At 32.6% G+C, this 18,883-nt stretch carries 22 protein-coding genes and 1 tRNA gene; 12 read left to right on the forward strand and 11 right to left on the reverse strand.

The window, feature by feature from the left end:
• The first annotated feature begins 129 nt into the window (after positions 1–129).
• The 11 genes from KHA98_RS10100 to KHA98_RS10150 all read left to right on the forward strand — a co-directional run bounded on the left by KHA98_RS10100 (position 130) and on the right by KHA98_RS10150 (position 9,354).
• Positions 130–200: transfer RNA gene (locus tag KHA98_RS10100), tRNA-Trp, on the forward strand.
• A 297-nt stretch (positions 201–497) separates the two neighbouring features.
• Positions 498–1,076 carry a nucleotide exchange factor GrpE gene (locus tag KHA98_RS10105; protein WP_213257807.1) on the forward strand — a complete coding sequence of 193 codons (579 nt, stop codon included), beginning with the start codon at positions 498–500 and terminating at the stop codon, positions 1,074–1,076.
• A gap of 78 nt (positions 1,077–1,154) precedes the next feature.
• Positions 1,155–2,264, forward strand: coding sequence for a molecular chaperone DnaJ (dnaJ, locus tag KHA98_RS10110; RefSeq protein WP_213257809.1), 1,110 nt, complete (start codon positions 1,155–1,157; stop codon positions 2,262–2,264).
• Positions 2,265–2,426: 162 nt separating this feature from the next.
• Positions 2,427–3,356, forward strand: coding sequence for an ABC transporter ATP-binding protein (locus KHA98_RS10115; RefSeq protein WP_213257811.1), 930 nt, complete (start codon positions 2,427–2,429; stop codon positions 3,354–3,356).
• A gap of 78 nt (positions 3,357–3,434) precedes the next feature.
• Positions 3,435–4,751, forward strand: coding sequence for an ABC transporter permease (locus tag KHA98_RS10120; RefSeq protein WP_213257813.1), 1,317 nt, complete (start codon positions 3,435–3,437; stop codon positions 4,749–4,751).
• A 102-nt stretch (positions 4,752–4,853) separates the two neighbouring features.
• The gene (locus KHA98_RS10125; protein ID WP_213257815.1) at positions 4,854–6,017 is read left to right on the forward strand and encodes a sigma-54-dependent transcriptional regulator; all 1,164 of its coding nucleotides are present in this window, start codon (positions 4,854–4,856) and stop codon (positions 6,015–6,017) included.
• Between the two features lie 133 nt (positions 6,018–6,150).
• Complete coding sequence (locus KHA98_RS10130; RefSeq protein WP_213257816.1) at positions 6,151–6,813, forward strand: DEAD/DEAH box helicase; 663 nt, start codon at positions 6,151–6,153, stop codon at positions 6,811–6,813.
• A 23-nt stretch (positions 6,814–6,836) separates the two neighbouring features.
• Entirely contained in the window at positions 6,837–7,646 is an 810-nt protein-coding gene (locus tag KHA98_RS10135; RefSeq protein WP_213257818.1) for an alpha/beta hydrolase, read from the forward strand.
• Positions 7,647–7,664: 18 nt separating this feature from the next.
• A complete protein-coding gene (locus KHA98_RS10140) occupies positions 7,665–7,883 on the forward strand; it encodes a putative signal transducing protein (RefSeq protein ID WP_213257820.1) in 219 nt (72 codons plus the stop codon).
• Positions 7,884–8,028: 145 nt separating this feature from the next.
• Positions 8,029–8,820: a Cof-type HAD-IIB family hydrolase gene (locus KHA98_RS10145; protein WP_246522283.1), complete on the forward strand. Its 792-nt coding sequence runs from the start codon at positions 8,029–8,031 to the stop codon at positions 8,818–8,820.
• Positions 8,821–8,826: 6 nt separating this feature from the next.
• A complete protein-coding gene (locus KHA98_RS10150) occupies positions 8,827–9,354 on the forward strand; it encodes a GNAT family N-acetyltransferase (RefSeq protein ID WP_213257823.1) in 528 nt (175 codons plus the stop codon).
• 114 nt (positions 9,355–9,468) lie between these two features.
• On the opposite strand, the gene KHA98_RS10155 is transcribed toward KHA98_RS10150, so the two are convergent.
• Positions 9,469–9,987: a hypothetical protein gene (locus KHA98_RS10155; protein WP_213257824.1), complete on the reverse strand. Its 519-nt coding sequence runs from the start codon at positions 9,985–9,987 to the stop codon at positions 9,469–9,471.
• Positions 9,988–10,473: 486 nt separating this feature from the next.
• Between KHA98_RS10155 and mtaB the strand changes: the two genes are divergently transcribed.
• Complete coding sequence (gene mtaB, locus KHA98_RS10160; RefSeq protein WP_213257825.1) at positions 10,474–11,808, forward strand: tRNA (N(6)-L-threonylcarbamoyladenosine(37)-C(2))-methylthiotransferase MtaB; 1,335 nt, start codon at positions 10,474–10,476, stop codon at positions 11,806–11,808.
• Positions 11,809–12,009: 201 nt separating this feature from the next.
• Here mtaB and KHA98_RS10165 read toward each other — a convergent pair whose 3' ends face one another.
• From KHA98_RS10165 to KHA98_RS10210, 10 genes are all read right to left on the reverse strand, one after another.
• Complete coding sequence (locus tag KHA98_RS10165; RefSeq protein ID WP_213257826.1) at positions 12,010–12,519, reverse strand: hypothetical protein; 510 nt, start codon at positions 12,517–12,519, stop codon at positions 12,010–12,012.
• Between the two features lie 103 nt (positions 12,520–12,622).
• On the reverse strand, positions 12,623–13,339 hold the full coding sequence (locus KHA98_RS10170) for a 3-ketoacyl-ACP reductase (RefSeq protein WP_213257827.1): 717 nt from the start codon (positions 13,337–13,339) through the stop codon (positions 12,623–12,625).
• Positions 13,340–13,454: 115 nt separating this feature from the next.
• Positions 13,455–14,042 (reverse strand): LURP-one-related/scramblase family protein, encoded by a 588-nt coding sequence (locus KHA98_RS10175; RefSeq protein WP_213257828.1) that lies wholly within the window; start codon positions 14,040–14,042, stop codon positions 13,455–13,457.
• A 94-nt stretch (positions 14,043–14,136) separates the two neighbouring features.
• Complete coding sequence (locus tag KHA98_RS10180) at positions 14,137–14,454, reverse strand: TonB-dependent receptor plug domain-containing protein (protein WP_213257829.1); 318 nt, start codon at positions 14,452–14,454, stop codon at positions 14,137–14,139.
• Positions 14,455–14,526: 72 nt separating this feature from the next.
• Positions 14,527–15,477, reverse strand: coding sequence for a hypothetical protein (locus tag KHA98_RS10185; protein ID WP_213257830.1), 951 nt, complete (start codon positions 15,475–15,477; stop codon positions 14,527–14,529).
• A 2-nt stretch (positions 15,478–15,479) separates the two neighbouring features.
• Positions 15,480–15,980, reverse strand: coding sequence for an RNA polymerase sigma factor (locus KHA98_RS10190; protein ID WP_213257831.1), 501 nt, complete (start codon positions 15,978–15,980; stop codon positions 15,480–15,482).
• A gap of 364 nt (positions 15,981–16,344) precedes the next feature.
• Positions 16,345–16,827, reverse strand: coding sequence for a hypothetical protein (locus KHA98_RS10195; RefSeq protein WP_213257832.1), 483 nt, complete (start codon positions 16,825–16,827; stop codon positions 16,345–16,347).
• 11 nt (positions 16,828–16,838) lie between these two features.
• Entirely contained in the window at positions 16,839–17,675 is an 837-nt protein-coding gene (locus KHA98_RS10200) for a DUF6929 family protein (protein WP_213257833.1), read from the reverse strand.
• Between the two features lie 24 nt (positions 17,676–17,699).
• Positions 17,700–18,359: a hypothetical protein gene (locus tag KHA98_RS10205; protein ID WP_213257834.1), complete on the reverse strand. Its 660-nt coding sequence runs from the start codon at positions 18,357–18,359 to the stop codon at positions 17,700–17,702.
• Positions 18,349–18,846: a hypothetical protein gene (locus tag KHA98_RS10210; protein WP_213257835.1), complete on the reverse strand. Its 498-nt coding sequence runs from the start codon at positions 18,844–18,846 to the stop codon at positions 18,349–18,351. Before KHA98_RS10210 ends, KHA98_RS10205 begins: the two co-directional genes overlap by 11 nt.
• Positions 18,847–18,883 lie beyond the last annotated feature (37 nt).

Consider the following 18,883-nt stretch of genomic DNA (forward strand, 5'->3'; position numbering starts at 1 on the left):
TATAAAAGTTTTAAGAGTTATAGTTTTGATTCTTAAATAGATTGGTTTTTATCTCTTAAAATCTTTGTAAATCGATAAGAAATAAATTGCCAGTAAAGAAAAAAAGCTTTTAATTTGCGGCCTTGAGTTACGGGCGTAGTTCAAGGGTAGAATAGCGGTCTCCAAAACCGTTGATGGGGGTTCGAATCCCTCCGCCCGTGCAATTAAAATAGTATAAGCATAAAAAAAAGCTTCGTCTCTATAGGCGAAGCTTTTTTTAATATAAGGTAAATTTGAATTAATAATTATTTATAAGGCCTAAGCCAACCCTTAAATTCAACTTTGATAGGTAATAATTTGCCTCTCAAATGTACAACAACTAAAACGTAATAGTCTTAAAATTATAATAAATTTTTATTGACTAGGTTTGCTTTTTAAAGGTCTAATAATTAATAAAGTGACAATTTGACATTTTATAAGATTTGGCAGTACTTTTGCAATCACAAAAAGGAATAAAAATGAAGTTTAAGAATATTTTTAAAAATAAAAGTAATATGACTACGGAAAATACAGAATTCGATCAGGAATTAGACGATGTAACGTTAGAGAACAATGCCAACGGTGAGCAGTTAATTGTTGAAGAATTAAGTGTTGAGGAGCAATTAGCTAAAGACTTGGCGCACGAAAAAGATAAGTTTTTGAGATTATTTGCTGAATTTGAAAATTACAAAAAAAGAACTTCAAAAGAGCGTCTTGAATTATTTAAAACAGCAAACCAAGAAGTTTTATTGGCAATGCTTCCAGTTTTAGATGATTTTGACAGAGCTGCAGTAGAAATCAACAAATCTGACGATGAAAACCTTAAAAAAGGAGTAGAGTTAATTCATGAAAAACTGAAAAGCACTTTAGTTTCTAAAGGTTTAGAGCAAGTTGAAATTCAGGCAGGGGATGCTTTTAATGCTGATGTTGCAGAAGCAATCACGCAAATCCCGGCTCCATCTGACAAACTGAAAGGAAAAATTGTTGATGTTATTGAAAAAGGATACAAATTAGGAGACAAAATTATTCGTTTCCCTAAAGTTGTTGTTGGAAACTAAAATGCAAGTAAGGTTCTGTAGGACAGTTTTTTAAATTGGAATGTAGAATTTTTTAAGTATTGGAATTTAACCTAAATTATGAAAAAAGATTTTTACGAAATACTAGGCATTTCAAAAAGTGCTGATGCTGCTGAAATTAAAAAAGCATACCGAAAAAGTGCTTTAAAATATCACCCGGATAAAAATCCAGGCGACAAAGAGGCAGAAGAAAACTTTAAATTAGCTGCAGAAGCTTATGAAGTTTTAAGTGATCCGAACAAAAAAGCGAAGTATGATCAATATGGTCATCAGGCTTTTGATGGCTCTGGCGGTTTTGGCGGAGGTCATGGCGGTATGAATATGGATGACATTTTCAGCCAGTTTGGTGATATTTTTGGTGGTGGATTTGGCGGTTTCGGAGGCGGAGGCGGAGGTCCTCGTCGCGCTAAAGGAAGCAATCTTCGAATTAAAGTTAAATTGACTTTAGAAGAAATTGCAAATGGAGTTGAGAAAAAAGTTAAAGTAAAACGTAAAGTTCAGGCCAAAGGTGTAACCTATAAAACTTGTACCACTTGTAATGGTCAGGGTCAGGTTATGCGTGTAACCAACACTATTTTAGGAAGAATGCAATCTGCATCTACTTGTCCTACTTGTGGAGGTTCTGGTCAGATTTTAGATAAAAAACCTTCTGAGGCAGATGCACAAGGAATGGTTCAGGAAGATGAAACAGTATCAATCAAAATTCCTGCGGGAGTTGTTGACGGAATGCAGTTGAAAGTTTCTAACAAAGGTAACGATGCTCCCGGAAATAGTATTCCTGGTGATTTAATCGTTGCAATTGAAGAAGTTGAGCATGAATTCCTGAAACGTGAAGGTGAAAACGTTCATTATGATTTATACATCAGTTTCCCTGAAGCAGTTTTGGGAGCTTCAAAAGATATTGAAGCAATCAACGGAAAAGTTCGTATTAAATTAGAAGAAGGAATTCAGTCTGGAAAAATCTTAAGATTAAAAGGAAAAGGAATTCCAAGTTTAAATGGTTACGGAAGTGGTGATTTACTAGTTCACGTAAATGTTTGGACTCCAAAAACATTAAATAAAGAACAAAAACAATTCTTTGAAAATGCTTTAACCGACGAACACTTTGTTCCAAGTCCGGAGAAATCAGAGAAATCGTTTTTTGAGAAAGTAAAAGATATGTTTTCATAATCGAAACTTTTTCTAAGATGTTCAGATAAATATAAAAACCCATTCTAGTGCAAATTAGAATGGGTTTTTTGCGTAAAACAACGCAATTTCGCTTCGAATTATTTACTTTTACACTCGCTGAGCCACAATGGGTAAAGTGACAGAGAAAATCTAAAAAACAAAATGAGCAACTTACTTGAAGTACATAAAGTCGTAAAACAATATGGCGATTATGTAGCGCTTAACGAAGTTTCATTAAATGTGCCAAAAGGCAGTATATATGGACTTTTGGGTCCTAATGGAGCAGGAAAAACTTCCCTTATCAGAATTATAAATCAAATTACAATGCCAGACAGTGGTGAAGTAATTTTGGATGGAGAAAGATTGCAGCCAAAACACGTGCAGACAATTGGATATCTTCCGGAAGAACGTGGTTTGTACAGTTCGATGAAAGTAGGCGAGCAATGTTTGTATCTGGCACAAATGAAAGGTCTTTCTAAAGCCGAAGCCAAAAAACAATTGGATTACTGGTTCGATCGTTTAGGAATCCAAGGTTGGTGGAACAAGAAAATTCAGGAACTTTCTAAAGGAATGGCGCAAAAAATTCAGTTTGTAGTTTGTGTTTTGCATAAACCGAAACTGCTAATTTTTGACGAACCATTTTCGGGTTTTGATCCCGTAAATGCCAATGTGATTAAAGATGAAATTCTGGCATTAAAAGAACAAGGCTCAACTATTATTTTCTCTACTCACCGAATGGAAAGCGTTGAAGAACTTTGTGACCACATCGCGTTAATTCACAAATCAAATAAATTGATTGAGGGAAAAGTTGGTGATGTAAAACGCCAGTTTAAAACCAATAGTTTTGAAGTTGGAATCCTGACAAGCAATGTTGAAGGTTTGATGTATGATATTACACAAAAATTCACTGTTTCTCCGGCTAATTTTAAATCCTTAAACGATGATTTAAAATTAAATATTCAAATTGGAGATGCAACACCAAATGAATTATTGAATATATTGACGCAACGCGGACAAGTAACGCATTTCGTTGAAAAAATTCCGAGTGTAAACGATATTTTTATTCAAACGGTAACTGAAAACAAAGTTTAAAAATTCCAATATAGAAATTCCAAAATCCAAGCCTGTAAAATTGGAATTTGGGATTTGAAATTTGAAAATTAATTATTTATGAGTATCATCTCGTTGATTATAAAAAGAGAATTTATTGCCAAAGTCCGCAATAAATCTTTTGTTGTCATGACTTTTTTGAGTCCGCTTTTGTTTGTAGCGATAGCCGTTTTTATTGGCTATTTAAGTTCAATGAAAGCCGAAACCAAACGTATTGCCATTCATGATGAAACCGGACTTTTTGCGGCCGATTTTTTAAAAGAAAATAAAAAAGGTTCAGAATTTAAATATTATAATTTATCTGAAATAGACGTAAAAGCTTTAAAGGATAGTATTACAAAAGAAAATTTCAGTGGTTTAATTGTTATTCCAAAAACAAATTCAGCAAAAGATTTAGAAAGTAAAATCGAATTTATTTCAAATAACAGCCCGAGTATTTCTTTTGTTGAAAATACACAGGATATTATTGGAGCAAAAATTACAAAGCTGAATCTGGAGAGCGCCAAATTAGATACTCTGGCTATTCAGAAAGCACAATCAGCGGTTAATATTCATTTAGTGAAAGCTTCGGGCGAAGAAAGTCTGAAAGGTTTAAATGAAATTAAAATTGCGATTGGTGGCGCTTTTGGTTATCTGATTATGATGTTTATTATCATTTACGGAAATATGGTAATGCGTAGTGTAATCGAAGAGAAAACAAACCGAATTATCGAAATCATTATTTCATCGGTAAAACCATTTCAGTTAATGATTGGTAAAATTGTTGGAACTTCGTTAGCGGGAATTTTACAATTCATGATTTGGGCTATTATTGGTTTAGGATTAATGTTTGCAGCTTCGGCATTTTTTGGAGTTAATGTTGGTCCAACAGCCAGGATATCACCAGAATTAATGCAATCTGCGCAACATGAACTTTCGGGATCTGCGCAAATGTATATTGCCGAATTATGGAATCTGCCAATTGCCAGTATTATTATTGGTTTTGTAGTTTATTTTATTGGAGGGTATTTTCTGTATAGTTCATTTTACGCAGCAATTGGAGCAGCCGTTGACAATCAAACTGATTCTCAGCAATTTTTGTTGCCAATTTTAATGCCGCTTATTTTAAGTGTTTACATCGGATTTTTTACAGTAGTAAATGATCCGCACGGAACAGTTGCGGTTGCATTTTCAATGATTCCGCTTACATCGCCAATTGTGATGCTAATGCGTATTCCGTTTGGTGTGCCGTGGTGGCAAATTGCAATTTCGGTATCATTATTGTTTGCTACATTTTTCCTTGTTGTGTGGTTCGCTGCAAAAATCTACCGCGTAGGTATTTTAATGTACGGCAAAAAACCAACCTGGAAAGAATTGTATAAGTGGCTTAAATATTAATTTTTTAAGGTGCTAAGGTTCTAAGGTGCTGAGATGCTAAGGCTTCTCTTGAAAAAGCCTCAGAACCTTAGTACCTTAGAACCTCAGAACCTTTAAAAAAAAATGAGTAAAATACTAATTATAGAAGACGAAGCAGCGATCAGAAGAGTTTTGGTAAAAATCTTATCAGAAGAAAATGATTCGTATCAGGTTGAAGAAGCTGAAGATGGAGTTGCCGGACTTGAAAAAATAAAAAACAACGACTACGATTTGGTTTTGTGTGATATCAAAATGCCAAAAATGGATGGTGTTGAGGTTTTGGAAGAAGCGAAAAAGATAAAACCTGAAATTCCGATGGTGATGATTTCCGGTCACGGTGATATGGAAACGGCAATTCATACCATGCGTTTGGGAGCTTTTGATTATATTTCAAAACCGCCAGATTTGAATCGTTTGTTGAATACGGTTCGTAATGCTTTAGATAAAAAACAATTAGTAGTTGAAAATAAAATTCTAAAGAAAAAAGTTAGCAAAAACTACGAAATGATAGGCGACAGCGAATCTATTAATCACATTAAAGTGATGATTGATAAAGTGGCGCCAACTGAAGCGAGAGTTTTGATTACGGGACCAAACGGAACCGGAAAAGAATTGGTAGCGCATCAATTGCATGAAAAAAGTGAACGTTCCGGTTTTCCTTTAATCGAAGTAAACTGTGCGGCGATTCCGAGTGAATTGATTGAAAGCGAACTATTCGGACACGTAAAAGGTGCTTTTACATCGGCAGTGAAAGATCGTGCAGGAAAGTTTGAAGCAGCTGACAAAGGAACTATTTTTCTGGATGAAATTGGTGATATGAGTCTTTCGGCGCAAGCCAAAGTTTTACGTGCTTTACAAGAAAGTATGATTACAAGAGTGGGGGCTGACAAAGACATTAAAGTTGATGTTCGTGTTGTTGCGGCGACGAATAAAGATTTAAAAACAGAAATTGCCGAAGGCCGTTTCCGTGAAGATTTATACCATCGTCTGGCTGTAATTTTAATTAAAGTTCCGCCGTTGAATGAAAGACGTGATGATATTCCGGCTTTGATTTTGCATTTTGCTCAAAAAATTGCTTTAGAACAAGGAAATGCGGTTAAAGTATTTTCGATTCAGGCGATAAAATTATTACAGGAATACGACTGGACAGGAAATATTCGCGAGCTTCGTAATGTGATCGAAAGATTAATCATTTTAGGAGGAAATGAAATTTCAGAAGGAGATGTAAAAATGTTCGCAAGCAAATAGAATGCTTCGCGCTTTAGGCTTTAAGCAGTAAGCTATAAGTCTTTAAAGAGCCTACTGCTTAAAGCTTAAGGTATTGAAAATATAAATAATTTTTGCTTATAGCGTATAGCTTAAAGCTTAAAGCATAAAAAAAATGAAACTAAAAAAAATAAACGAAAAATTACAGGACGCTTTAATTGAAAATGGTTTGACGGAAGCAAATGTTTTGCAGATGGAAACTTTTTCGACCATAAAAAGTGGTGCAGATTGTATGATTATTTCTCCGGCAGGAAGTGGAAAAACAACGACAATTGTTTTGAATGTAATTCAGCAATTGGCTGGACAGACAGAGGAATCTCCACGCGCTTTGATTATTGTGGAAGACAAAGCAAAAGTATTGGAAATGGAAGAACTTTTTGAGAAGTATGGAAAATATACTAATCTGGAAGTTTATGGAGTTCACGATAAAGGAGATATGGATTATGATAAGAATTATGTTTCTACAGGAATCGATGTTCTAATTGGAACTCCAACTAAATTGAGTGATATGTTTTCTACAGCCGGTTATAATGTAAACCGCCTGAAAATGTTTATCCTTGATGATGCAGATCCAATTCTGAAATTACGTCATGAAACTAAGATTATGCGTATTTCAAACAGTATCGCAAAAACGCAACGCATTATTTTTGCTGAGACATTAACGGAAAGAATCGATATTCTAGCAGAAAAAATGCTTCTTGAGCCTTATTTCTTTGATATGGATGAAGAAGGTGAAGAAGAACTTGATGAAGAGGAAGACGACGTTGAAGAAGAATAATCAGGTTTAATTTATTTTAGGAAATGATAAAAACACTTAAATTTTTGACGATTGCGTTACTGACGTTTTTTGTTGTTATTTATGTACTAGTCGTTTCTTATGTTTATTTTAATCAGGTTGGAATGGTTTTTCAGAGTACAGCTCTTGAAAAAGGATATCAATTTGATTATCAAAGTAAGTTCGAAGAATTAAACATTAAATCTTTTGATGGCATAAACTTAAATGGTTTGTTGTTTAAGTCTGAAAATACAAAAGGGCTTGTGTTTTATCTTCATGGGAATGCAGGAACACTCGAAACCTGGGGCAAGATTGCCAAAACCTATACTAATTTAGGATATGATATTTTTATTCTGGATTATAGAAGTTTTGGGAAAAGTGAAGGTGAAATAGAAAATGAAGAACAGCTCAACAAAGATGTCGCGGTTGCTTATAAAAAGTTATGTCAAAAATATTCTGAGAATAAAATTATTATTGCCGGTTATTCAATTGGTTCCGGATTGGCAGCGATTCTAGCTTCAGAAAATAAACCAAAAGCTTTAGTATTGCAGTCGCCTTATTTTAGTTTTACAGAATTGTCAGGAACCAGAGTTCGGTTTTTTCCTGATTTTATGAAGAAGTTTCATTTAGAAACCTACCAATATCTACCAAAAGTAAAAGCGCCTATTTATATTTTTCATGGAATAGACGATCAGTTAATTCCGATTGAAAATTCAATTCGATTAAAGAAAATAATGGGTGATAATGGGCATTTTTATCCTTTAAAAGGACAAGGACATATTGGAATGAATGAAAATGAAAGTTTTCAGGAAGATTTAAAAGTAATATTACGTTAAAAATAAAATATAAGGATTATGGGATTAATGAAAGTGTTCTCAGGAAGTGAAGTTTTAGCAATAGCTTTACAAGAAAGATTAGAAGAAGCCGGAGTAGAAACAGTAAAAAAAGATAATATTCAATCTGCAAGATTAGGCGGTTTTGGCGGTACAGATTTAGCGGTTGAGGTTTTTATTCAGGAAACGGAGTTTGCAAAAGCAAATCCGGTTATTGAAGATTTCAGAATGAGTCTTTAAAATAAATAATCAATCCCAATTTTTGGTCTTAAGAAGATGAAAATTGGGATTTTGATTTTAATGTCAATTAGTATTTAGTAGTTTTTTTAGATTAATTCTGAAAGTACATTCACTAAAACTGAAAATATAAAAAATGCAATATAAAATGATAGTGCTCGACATGGATGATACCTTGTTGACAGATGACCACAGAATTTCTGATTTAAATAAAAAAGTATTATTAGAAGCACAGGCAAAAGGAGTTTATGTGGTTTTGGCTTCTGGCCGACCAACTACAGCAATGACCGCTTACGCAAAAGAGCTGGAACTGGATATAAATGATTCTTATATGATTTCGTTTAATGGAGCAATTGTCAGCAGAGTAAAAGACGATCTTGTTTTATTTGAACAAAAACTAACTGTAGAACAAATTCATGATTTATACGATTATAGTGTGAAAAAGAAAACACACATAATAACTTATTTGGATGATGAAATTATAAGTGAAACAGATTCGGAATTTATTGAAATTGAGAAAGAGATTACCGGTATGGCACATCTTAAAGTTGCCAGTTTTAAAGATACTATAAACAAACCAACAGTAAAATGTATATTACTGGAAGAACCTTCTTATTTGAAAGAATTAGAAAGTGATTTAAAAGCAACAATGCCACATTTAAGCGTTTCAATGTCAAAGCCTTTCTTTTTGGAAGTAGCTCAAAACGGAATTGATAAAGCGGCGAGTTTGAAGTTTTTGGCAAAAAAGCTAAATATCCTTCAGGAAGAGATTATTGCGGTTGGAAATGCCGGAAACGATTTAACAATGATTGAATATGCCGGTTTAGGAGTTTGGGTTGATAATGTAACGCCAGAATTACGTGATAAAGCTGATTTAATTGTAGCTTCAAATAACAATGACGGAGTTGCCGAAGTAGTGCAAAAATATTTATTGAATTAAAATTTTATGAAAAAGCCAATAGAAACAGAGCGTTTGTTTTTAAGAGAATTCCTTGAATCTGATGTAGAAAAGCTATTTGAGATGGAGTCTAATCCAAATGTGCATGTTTTTGTGGGTAAAAAACCTTTAAAGCGAATAGATCAGGCGTTTGAATACATTCAGTTTATTCAACAACAATATAAAGATCACGGAACAGGAAGATGGGCAGTAATATTGAAAGAAACGAATGAGTTTATTGGTTGGTCAGGAATAAAATTTATTACTAATGAAATCAATAATCATAAAGATTTTTATGAAATTGGTTACCGTTTCAATGAAAAACATTGGGGAAAAGGATATGCAACTGAAGCAGGGAAAGCTTTTGTAGATTATGCATTTAATGAATTAAAAGCAGACGCACTTTATGCTTATGCAGATGCTGGAAATGATAATTCAAGAAAAATTCTCGAAAAATTGGGTTTAAAATATGTAAACAATTTTGAATATGAAGAAGAAATGGAAGTTTGGTACGAACTAAAGAATCCAAACTTGTAGAACCTAAGAAATGCGTTCCAAATCTTTGTAAACTTATCTCATTTGAAAATTTACAAAGATTTGGAAAACAGCTCCAAGTTGAAATACTTAAATGATAATTTGAAGTATTTGATATTATTTTTTTGCTACAGAAACGAAATATTTATTTCCATCACCCATTGTTAATTTTACACGCTCGTCGCAAAGATCGATTGCAAAATTTGCACTTTCATAACAGCTGCAAGTTGTGTTTTTGTCTTTAGACATTTCAGTTTTACAGTTGTTGTTTTTAAAAGTTGCTAACTGAGGAGTGTATAAACTAACTAAATCTGTAGAAGCAGTTACTAACGAAATAATACTTGCCGAATTATTGTTTGTAATTCTGTATACAATTCTGTCAGTATAATTTACTTCGTTTACAGTTACCTTACGAATATAAGTGTAAGCAGTAGATTCTGCACCTGGTTCTTTTACTTCAAATTTAAAACCAACAGCACGTATAGCAATATCAAATTGTGACTGCGAATTTAAACTAGCCCAGTTTGTTAAAGTACTAATAGATGGGAAAGGATTAGTTGCCGGAGCGGCAGTTTGAGCCTGTGAGCTGAAAGCGGTTAAGAACATTAGGCAGATCGCGGGTAGAAATAATTTCATTTGGAGTTTATAATTTTAATTTTTTGCCTACAATTATGGGTTTCGGCTTGCCCATCTTTTATTATAACAAAGCAACAACATAACGAGGGAAATTCAAAATTGTTGTGGCTATTTTGTTAGTAAAAATGAATATTTTTTTATTACTATTTTTTCAATCTCAAATTTAGATTTTTTAAAAATTCTAAATCAAGTATAAATGTAAGAAAATTTCAATTTAAATCATAAAAAAATGTATTTAATCGATGAAATGTGTTTTTTGTCGATCGTTTGTCATTTAATTCTTATTGATTTGATTCAGATAAAATTTAAAGAAGAAAATAATTTTAAAAATAAATGCAATTTTTGAGCCTGTTTTTGCTTTTGATAATTAAGTTAATAGGCAAAATGTTGAAACGAAGTGGCTTATTGATTTTCTTTTACGAATATTGTTTGTAAATTTGCACCCTTAAATTTTTTGACAACGATTTCATTAATTTAAGACAAATTATGGAAAATAGAAAAAAAGTTGCCTTTTATACGCTTGGCTGCAAACTGAACTTTTCAGAAACTTCTACGATCGCACGAAACTTTAATGATGAAGGTTTTGATCGCGTAGATTTTGAAGAAGTAGCCGATATTTATGTTATTAATACCTGTTCTGTTACAGATAATGCTGATAAACAATTTAAGCAGGTTGTAAAAAAGGCGATGAAACTCAACGAAAAAGCTTTTGTGGCTGCTGTTGGATGTTATGCACAATTAAAACCGGAAGAATTGGCAGCTGTTGATGGCGTTGATTTGGTTTTAGGAGCTACAGAAAAATTTAAAATCACAGATTATATTCACGATTTAAGCAAAAACGACATGGGTGAAGTTCATTCATGCGAAATTGCTGAAGCTGATTTCTATGTCGGAAGTTATTCCATCGGAGACAGAACTCGTGCATTCCTGAAAGTTCAGGATGGTTGTGACTATAAATGTACTTATTGTACTATTCCGTTGGCAAGAGGAATTTCCAGAAGTGATGCTTTAGAGAATGTACTTAAAAATGCCAAAGATATTTCGGCTCAGAATATCCGTGAAATTGTTTTAACGGGTGTTAATATTGGAGATTACGGAAAAGGTGAATTCGGAAATAAAAAACACGAACATACTTTTCTTGATCTGGTTCAGGCTTTAGATAAAGTTGAAGGTATTGAGCGTTTAAGAATTTCTTCGATAGAACCCAATTTATTGAAGAATGAAACTATAGAATTTGTTTCTACAAGCCGCACTTTTGTACCGCATTTTCATATTCCGTTACAATCGGGAAGTAATGATATATTAAAATTAATGAAACGTCGTTACTTACGCGAAGTTTATACCGATCGTGTAAATAAAATTCGCGAAGTTATGCCACACGCTTGTATAGGTGTTGATGTTATCGTTGGTTTTCCGGGAGAAACGGATGAGCACTTTTTAGAAACTTATCATTTCTTAAACGAAATGGATATTTCGTATCTGCACGTATTTACCTATTCTGAAAGAGATAATACCGAAGCGGTTGATATGGATGGCGTAGTTCCTGCAAATGTGAGAGCAAAACGCAGTAAAATGCTACGTGGATTATCGGTAAAAAAACGTCGTGCTTTTTACGAAAGTCAATTAGGAACTAATAGAACCGTTTTATTCGAAAGTGAAAATAAAGAAGGCTACATTCATGGGTTTACTGAAAATTACGTAAAAGTAAAAACGCCATGGAATCCGGAATTGGTAAATACTTTGAAAGAAATCAACTTGACAAAAATCGACGAAGACGGAAGTGTTCGTTTAGAGTTTTTGAATAAATTGGCAGAAGCTTAAAATTTAGATCTTTATAGCTTTGTCAAAGTTGAAGAATAAAAATATACATAAAGTATTGTCATTCTGAGGAACGAAGAATCACACTCGAAACTCTACAAAGATTGACAATCACAGCATGCGGAACTGCTAGTGTGATTCTTCGTTCCTCAGAATGACAAAAAACAGAAAATCCTCTTTTTAAAAGAGGATTTTCTGTTTTTATTATTTCTGATTCTCTGCAACCACAAGTTTCAAAGAATTGATATAATCAGTATCAAATTCAATAACTCTTATTTTTTCTGGATTAAAACTTAATTCTCCGCCAAACTGACCTCTTATGTCCAGAAAATCAATTAAGAGTTCTTCTTCTGTTAGTGAAATTAATTTTCCTAAATAAGCTGATTTAGCCGATTTTTTAGCAATTTGAAAAACACCATATTTGTCATTTACAAAATTCAAAATCGTGTTTAAATCTCTTATAGGAATAATGTCTTCAGAATTGATTTTTAAACCTTTTAAACGAATTACTTTTTCTGTAAAAGCTAAATCCTGGTCACGATTAACTGCCAGGATATTTTTGTTTTTTAAAATTACAAAACCATCTAAAATATAATCAACCGGATTATTTCGCAATAAGATCCAGTCATCAGAATAGTCAATAAGAAACCCGGTAAAAATTTGCTTTTTATCCGTAAATTCTATTTCGACTAATTGTCTTAAATATTGTTCCATCATAGTAAATTTAAAAATTCCAATCCCGAAGTCTCGGGACAAATTCCAAATTCCAAATGGAAAGTATTTGGAATTTGGAATTTTAGTATTGGAATTTATTTTGTTAAGGATTCGTAGACCAGATACTGCTGTTTTTTACAAATACTCTTCGGTTTAATTTTAACTGAGAAATAATTAGTTCTGCCATATCTTCAGACTGCATAACTTTCTCGGGATTTCCATCAGTTAAATTTAAATCTTTAGCCATATCTGTAGCAACCGTACTTGGCGTTAAAGCAGTAACACGTATGTTGTGTTTTCTCATTTCCTGCATCAAAGAATCAGTTAAACCTAAAACGGCAAATTTAGAGGCGCTGTAAGCACTTGTCAAAGCATTTCCGTTTAATCCTGCAGTAGACGAAATATTAATAATGTCTCCTGTCTGTCTTTCGATCATATTCGGAATAATGGCACGGGTTGTATAGTAGGTTCCCATTAAATTCACCTGAATAATTCTTTCCCATGCTTCCGGTTCTAATTCCAGGAATTTTCCAAAAGAAGCTATTCCGGCACTATTAATCAAAATATCGATATGTTTGAATTCTGCCAAAGCTTTTTCTGCCGCAGCATTTATAGAATTTATGTCAGAAACATCAGCTGCAATAGCCAGAGCTTTTACACCCAAATTTGAAGCTTCATCCGCCAGTTGTTCAATATCTTTTTGAGTTCTTGATACTAAAATCAGGTTAACTCCTTCTTTTGCCAGGGCAATCGCAATAGCTTTTCCTATACCTTTTCCTGCGCCGGTAATAAAGGCATTTTTATTTTTTAAATCGGTCATGACTTTGTTTTTAGCAATGCAAAAAGCATCATTTTAATTCTTACAAAAATAAGCTTTTGTAAACTAAAATGATGCTTTCGAATGTTTTCTTAATCTAAGTTTAACAACTTTTTTGTTATTCTTTCAGGACCATATCAATACACATTACAGCTCCTAAAATTAATTGTCTTAATGGGTTTTCCGGTGCTATGGTTTCTTCAATCTGAAGCACATAATTATCAGCACTTGTAAAAAGTTCTTTACCCATTCCTGCCCATTTTTTACTTACCTGAGCCAATTGTTTATTTTCATGAGAGAATTTAAAATCCCAGCCCGTCCATTTTCCTTGTAATGTTGCAACTGGTTTTTCATTTTTATCCAGAATTTCAAATTTTCCTCCAATAGAAAAGAATTTTTGTTTGAAAGTTCCAATTAGTCTGTCTTTTTCATCCAGAACTTCAACAGTCGATCTGAATATGGCGATTCCTCTCTTTACAGTTATTAATTTTTCTCCGGCTGCGGTCGTGATTTCAACATTAAACGGAGTTGCTCTTTTGTATTCTGTGAAACGTAACATTTTGGTAAAGAAACCTAAATTGTTTTCACGACAATTCATGATAATTTGATTGTTCTCAGGATTATAAATATCGTAATTGTTTGAGGCTTTAAACATTCCGACATGTTCTTTTACTAAAAATAGATTTTGGCTTAAAATTGGGTTCATACGGGTATATAAATTTGTTTTTTGAATAAAGCTCAAATGTAATATAATTTTTATTAATTGTATCGGATGAACTAATAGATAACTGTAATTTTACTTACTTTTTAAGTGTAATAACAATGACACCATTTATACCTTTTTCACCATAAATCAATTTAGCTTCATTCCCTTTTAAGACTTTCATCTCTTCAATATCATTTGGGTTGATTTTAGAAAGTTGTTTCGAATCGGTTACTCTTCCATCAATTATATATAAAGGTTCGTTTACAGAAGATCTTGATGGTGCACAAACTATTATTTGCGTATTAGAATTTTGTTTTTGAATTGTATCTTTTAAAATCGGTTTTTCCTGTGCGATTGACACGAAACCTATAAGCATAGTAAGGGCTAATGAAATAAGTTTTACACTTTTCATATTAGTAAGTTTTAAAATTTAGGTTGAGATTTAACTTTGTCAAAGTTTAAAACTTTGACAAAGTTATGGAGACTATTTTTTCGGTGTCGGTTTTCTTGTTTTTGTAGTAATGATAACAACTCCTTTTTTTCCTTTTTCGCCATATTTAGAAGTGGCTTCCAAATCCTGAAGTATCGTGATTGTTTTAATTTCTTGTTGGTCTAAAGGTGCATACGGGCTTGTTGGATTTTTACCAAATAAATCATTTTCAGAGTAATAAATCCCGTCAATAATGTACAAAGGTTCATCTAAGATTACCAGAGAATCTACATTTTCCGGCTGAACATTAGACAATTCTGCCTGCATCATTTTATCTCTTTTAACATCATCACTATGTGCCATTGCGTTTCCGTTTAGTACAACTAACGGACTGCTTTTTTTAGCTTTTTGTGATGCTGCGGCTGCGTATGCAACTTTTGCCGATTCTCTTTCAGGATAACTGGAGTAACCCATTTGTGGAGTAACTTCTTTTTTTGAAAGTACTTTATCGCTTTCTTCCTCAAAAGATTCCTCTTTTACAGGCTCTGCTACAGCTTCAGTTCCAACGCTAACGGGTGCATAAGATTCTGTCTGCATATTTAGAGCAGGTTCCTGAATTGCTACACTTTCTTTATTTTTTTGGTGATTTTCTAAAATTTTAACCGCTTCTTCATTAGAAACAATTCCCGATTCAGCAGAAGGAATTGTATTTTTTTCATCTAAAACCGGTTGTGTTGCTTTTTCTTTTTCCTGAATAACCACTTCCTGAGTTTCTGTAGCAGCTGTTTTATCTGTTTTTAGGAATTGATAACCCAACGAAATTACTAATAAAAGTGAAGCTGCAACTGCAATTTTTTTCCATAATGCAATGGTTTTTTTGTCTTCTTTTTTATCGAGTTTTTGTTCAACGCGTGACCAGACGCTTTCCATTCCCGGAAAATCTTTGGGTGCTGCATTTTCTGCCGCTTCTTTAAACTTATCGAATATTTTATCTTGATTGTCCATGACTATTTTGCTTTTTGATAATACAATTTATTAACCAGTTCTTTTAGTTTGGTTTTGGCGGCATTTAATTGTGATTTTGATGTGCCTTCAGAAATATTAAGCATCGCTGCTATTTCTTTGTGACCAAAGCCTTCAATAACAAAAAGGTTAAAAACCGTTTTGCATCCATCCGGAATATGGTTTAATAAATTGAGTAAATCTTCTTCTTCCAGAGCGCTCATTTCTTCTGTAAAAGGCTGAGAAAGCACTTTTACATCATCAAGGTACATATTGAAATTGGTGCTTTTTCTGATGGTTGCCAAACAATGATTTACAGTAATTTTTCTGGCCCAGGCTTCAAAGGCTTTTTCTTCCTTGAGTTGGTCCAGTTTTGTAAATATGGTATAGAAAGCATCAGCAAGAGCTTCTTCAATCTCTTCTTCTTTCTTGAGGTATCGTTTGCAAACGCGATACAATTTTGGAGCCATGTCCTCATAAACCTGACGCTGGGCATCGCGGCTCATTTTTTTGCAGCTGGAAATTAGCGTTTCGTTTATCACAATTTTGTTCTTTTAATTATAAAGAGTACTAAAAAGATAAAAAGGTTGGGAAGGGGGTGAAAAAAAATAATTTTTTTTTCAGGTTCAAAGGGGCAAAGTTACAAAGGTTTTATCGTAGAGGCGCACTGCAGTGCGTCTAACGCCAGATTATCCGCAATCTTGTCATTTCGACGTAAGGAGAAATCACACTCGGGATTCCGCAAAGAAAAGCGTCAATCCTTTGTCGATTTTCGATTGTGATTTCTCCTTACGTCGAAATGACATAAAATGCGTTAATCTTTGTAAAATCTTTGCATCATAATTTTATAACAGAGATTTACAAAAAAAACTATTTATCGTGTTCGTTTTTATTTACTGAGTTTTTATACCAGTTTTTTATTCTCTTAACCGATTCTCTATCAGTTTTTGGATTGCAATTTAAGCCTAAGTTGATTTTTGTTTTTGAAATATAAGAATCCATAAAAATTATAGCAAAACCCCCAACATCAGCATCTTCATTTAATAGGGTAGAAGAAAATATGTTCATATAACCGCAACATTTTTTTTTAGAATCTAAAATTGAAATTAAATATTCAACATCTCCCGGTTTTACCCAATTTGCTGGAAACTCTCCTGTCATTGTTATAAAGTTTAATGGTTTTTTATTATGAGCTTCGGTGAAAAGTTCAATAAAAGACTTCGGATTCAAATCTTTTGGAGACCATGTTTTGAAGTATTCTTCTTTAGCTTTATTCTTTTTAAAATTATAAAATAAATACGAACCTGTTAAAACAATAGAAACTATCAATAATGAAAGAATTGTTTTTTTCATAGAAATTGTTTTTACTTAACAGGCAATGTCAATTTATAAATCTTAGTTTCTAAAACTTCAGTATCATTATCTTCACAAAGCAGAAACTCGATTTTGTTGTTTTCTTTTTTGTAGAAAGTCAAACCTTCAAATTTATTGGTTGAGGTTATTTTTTGAGTGAAATCAATTTTCATGGTTTTAAGATCGATTCGGCCAATGAAACTTCCCAGGATTTCGCCATCGTCATAAGTTGATTTCGTGTCTTCGGCGGTTGAAAGGAAATAGATTTTGTCTTCAACCAAAATTGCATCGGTAAAACTGGAACGAACACCTTTTATTTTTGGCAGTTTATAATTGGTTGCCACCAAAGCAAATTCTTCACCCAGATTTTTAGCATGAATCGTAAAAATGGTGTTTTTGTTTGAAATGCCATTTCCGCGATTGAATAAATACCAGTTTTCGCCATCAAAAATAGCACCTTCCAGATTGAAGTCTTCAGGTTTTATAGAACCGAAACTTTGCATGACGCCATATAAATCGACTAAATTGTTTTTTTGAAGAATTGATTTACTTTTAAGATCAAATTCTATCATTTTATTTCTGTTTTCGGTTGAACCGGAACCAAAAACATAAAGTGTATCATTATGATGGGTTAAAGATTCGAAATCAGGTTTTAGGTTTTTGGGAATGTTTTGTGTCGGATTGTCAATTAATGCATGTTGATTTAATTGCTGCTTCTGCATATTGTATTCATATAAAAACCCGCTGTTGTCGCCAATTACGTAAAGTGCATCATTATTATAAAATAATCCGGAAGCAGAACCGATTCCGATAATTTGAAATAGTATTTCTAAAGTGAATTTTTCCATGAAATGTTGTTTTGAAAGTCTATGTTATCTTGACTTTATTTTTTTTAATGTATTGTTTTTTTCTGCTCCTGATGTTGTTTTTTCGAGAATATCAACGATTAATTTACTTTTTAGATTAATGTTGTTTTTGTAATTAATGTTTACAAAGTTTCTTTCTTCTTTTTGTAAATCAAAATTATCAAATTGTTTTTCTGTTATATTTCCGTTTGTAATAAATTTTAAGTTTTGAAAACTTGAATTACTTACGGCTAGTGTATATTTTGCTTTTTTTGACTTTTCTGTAGTTATATATTCAAATGGCTTAACAAGTTCGTTTTCAATTATAGTTTTGTTTGAGAAATAAATTTGCCAAAAAGTATCGTTTTCAAGTATAATTTTTGAGTATTCGTAGCAATAATTAATTTTAGAAAAGTAAGTCTTACTTTTTTCTTTCCAAAAAATATAGGCAGGTTCTTGGTGTAATTCATCCGTACAAGTTTCTTCATCATATATTTTAGAAGAATTATATGTTAACTCACATCCGATACAATAATTTTCATAAATACATATTGTGTCTATTTTTCTGGATTGAAGCTCTTGAATATAATTACTTACTAGATCATCTATTGTAATTTCGGGATTAGTTTGTGCATGTCCTTTAAAACCTAATAAAATGAAAATAACAACTGTAATTTTACTTATCATTATATTTTATTGATTTAGAATTATTAATTAATTCCATAGTCGTTTTATTTACTACTTTACTTATTTTCATTAAAGGATGCGAAACAATACATTCCGCAATACTTACATACACTAAATGATTGTCATCTGTCAAAATTTGATTATCCCGATCGGCTTGACCGGAACTATTCATTCCGTATGTTAAATATATTGGAGTTCCTTCATTATAAAGTCTAATAGCTATTTCTACGGCTCTTTTTAGAATTACACTTTCAATGTTTTTTTCTTTTTCGACATATTCAATTCTTGAGACACATTGGTATAGCGAACAAAATTTCACATCTTTCTTTTCAGGGATAAAATTTATTATCTCTTCAATTGGTTTTAAATCTTTATAGCATTTTCCAAATACTTCAACAAATGCTTTTTCCGGATTTGTATATTCTTCATTTTGGCAGAAAACCTCATGTGTGAAAAGTAAAAAGAACACTAGAAATATATTTTTCATTTTAACTTTATCTTTTGATGAACATATAAATCTTCTT

This window comes from Flavobacterium branchiicola (assembly GCF_018383905.1).
In the GTDB taxonomy this organism is placed as follows: domain Bacteria; phylum Bacteroidota; class Bacteroidia; order Flavobacteriales; family Flavobacteriaceae; genus Flavobacterium; species Flavobacterium branchiicola.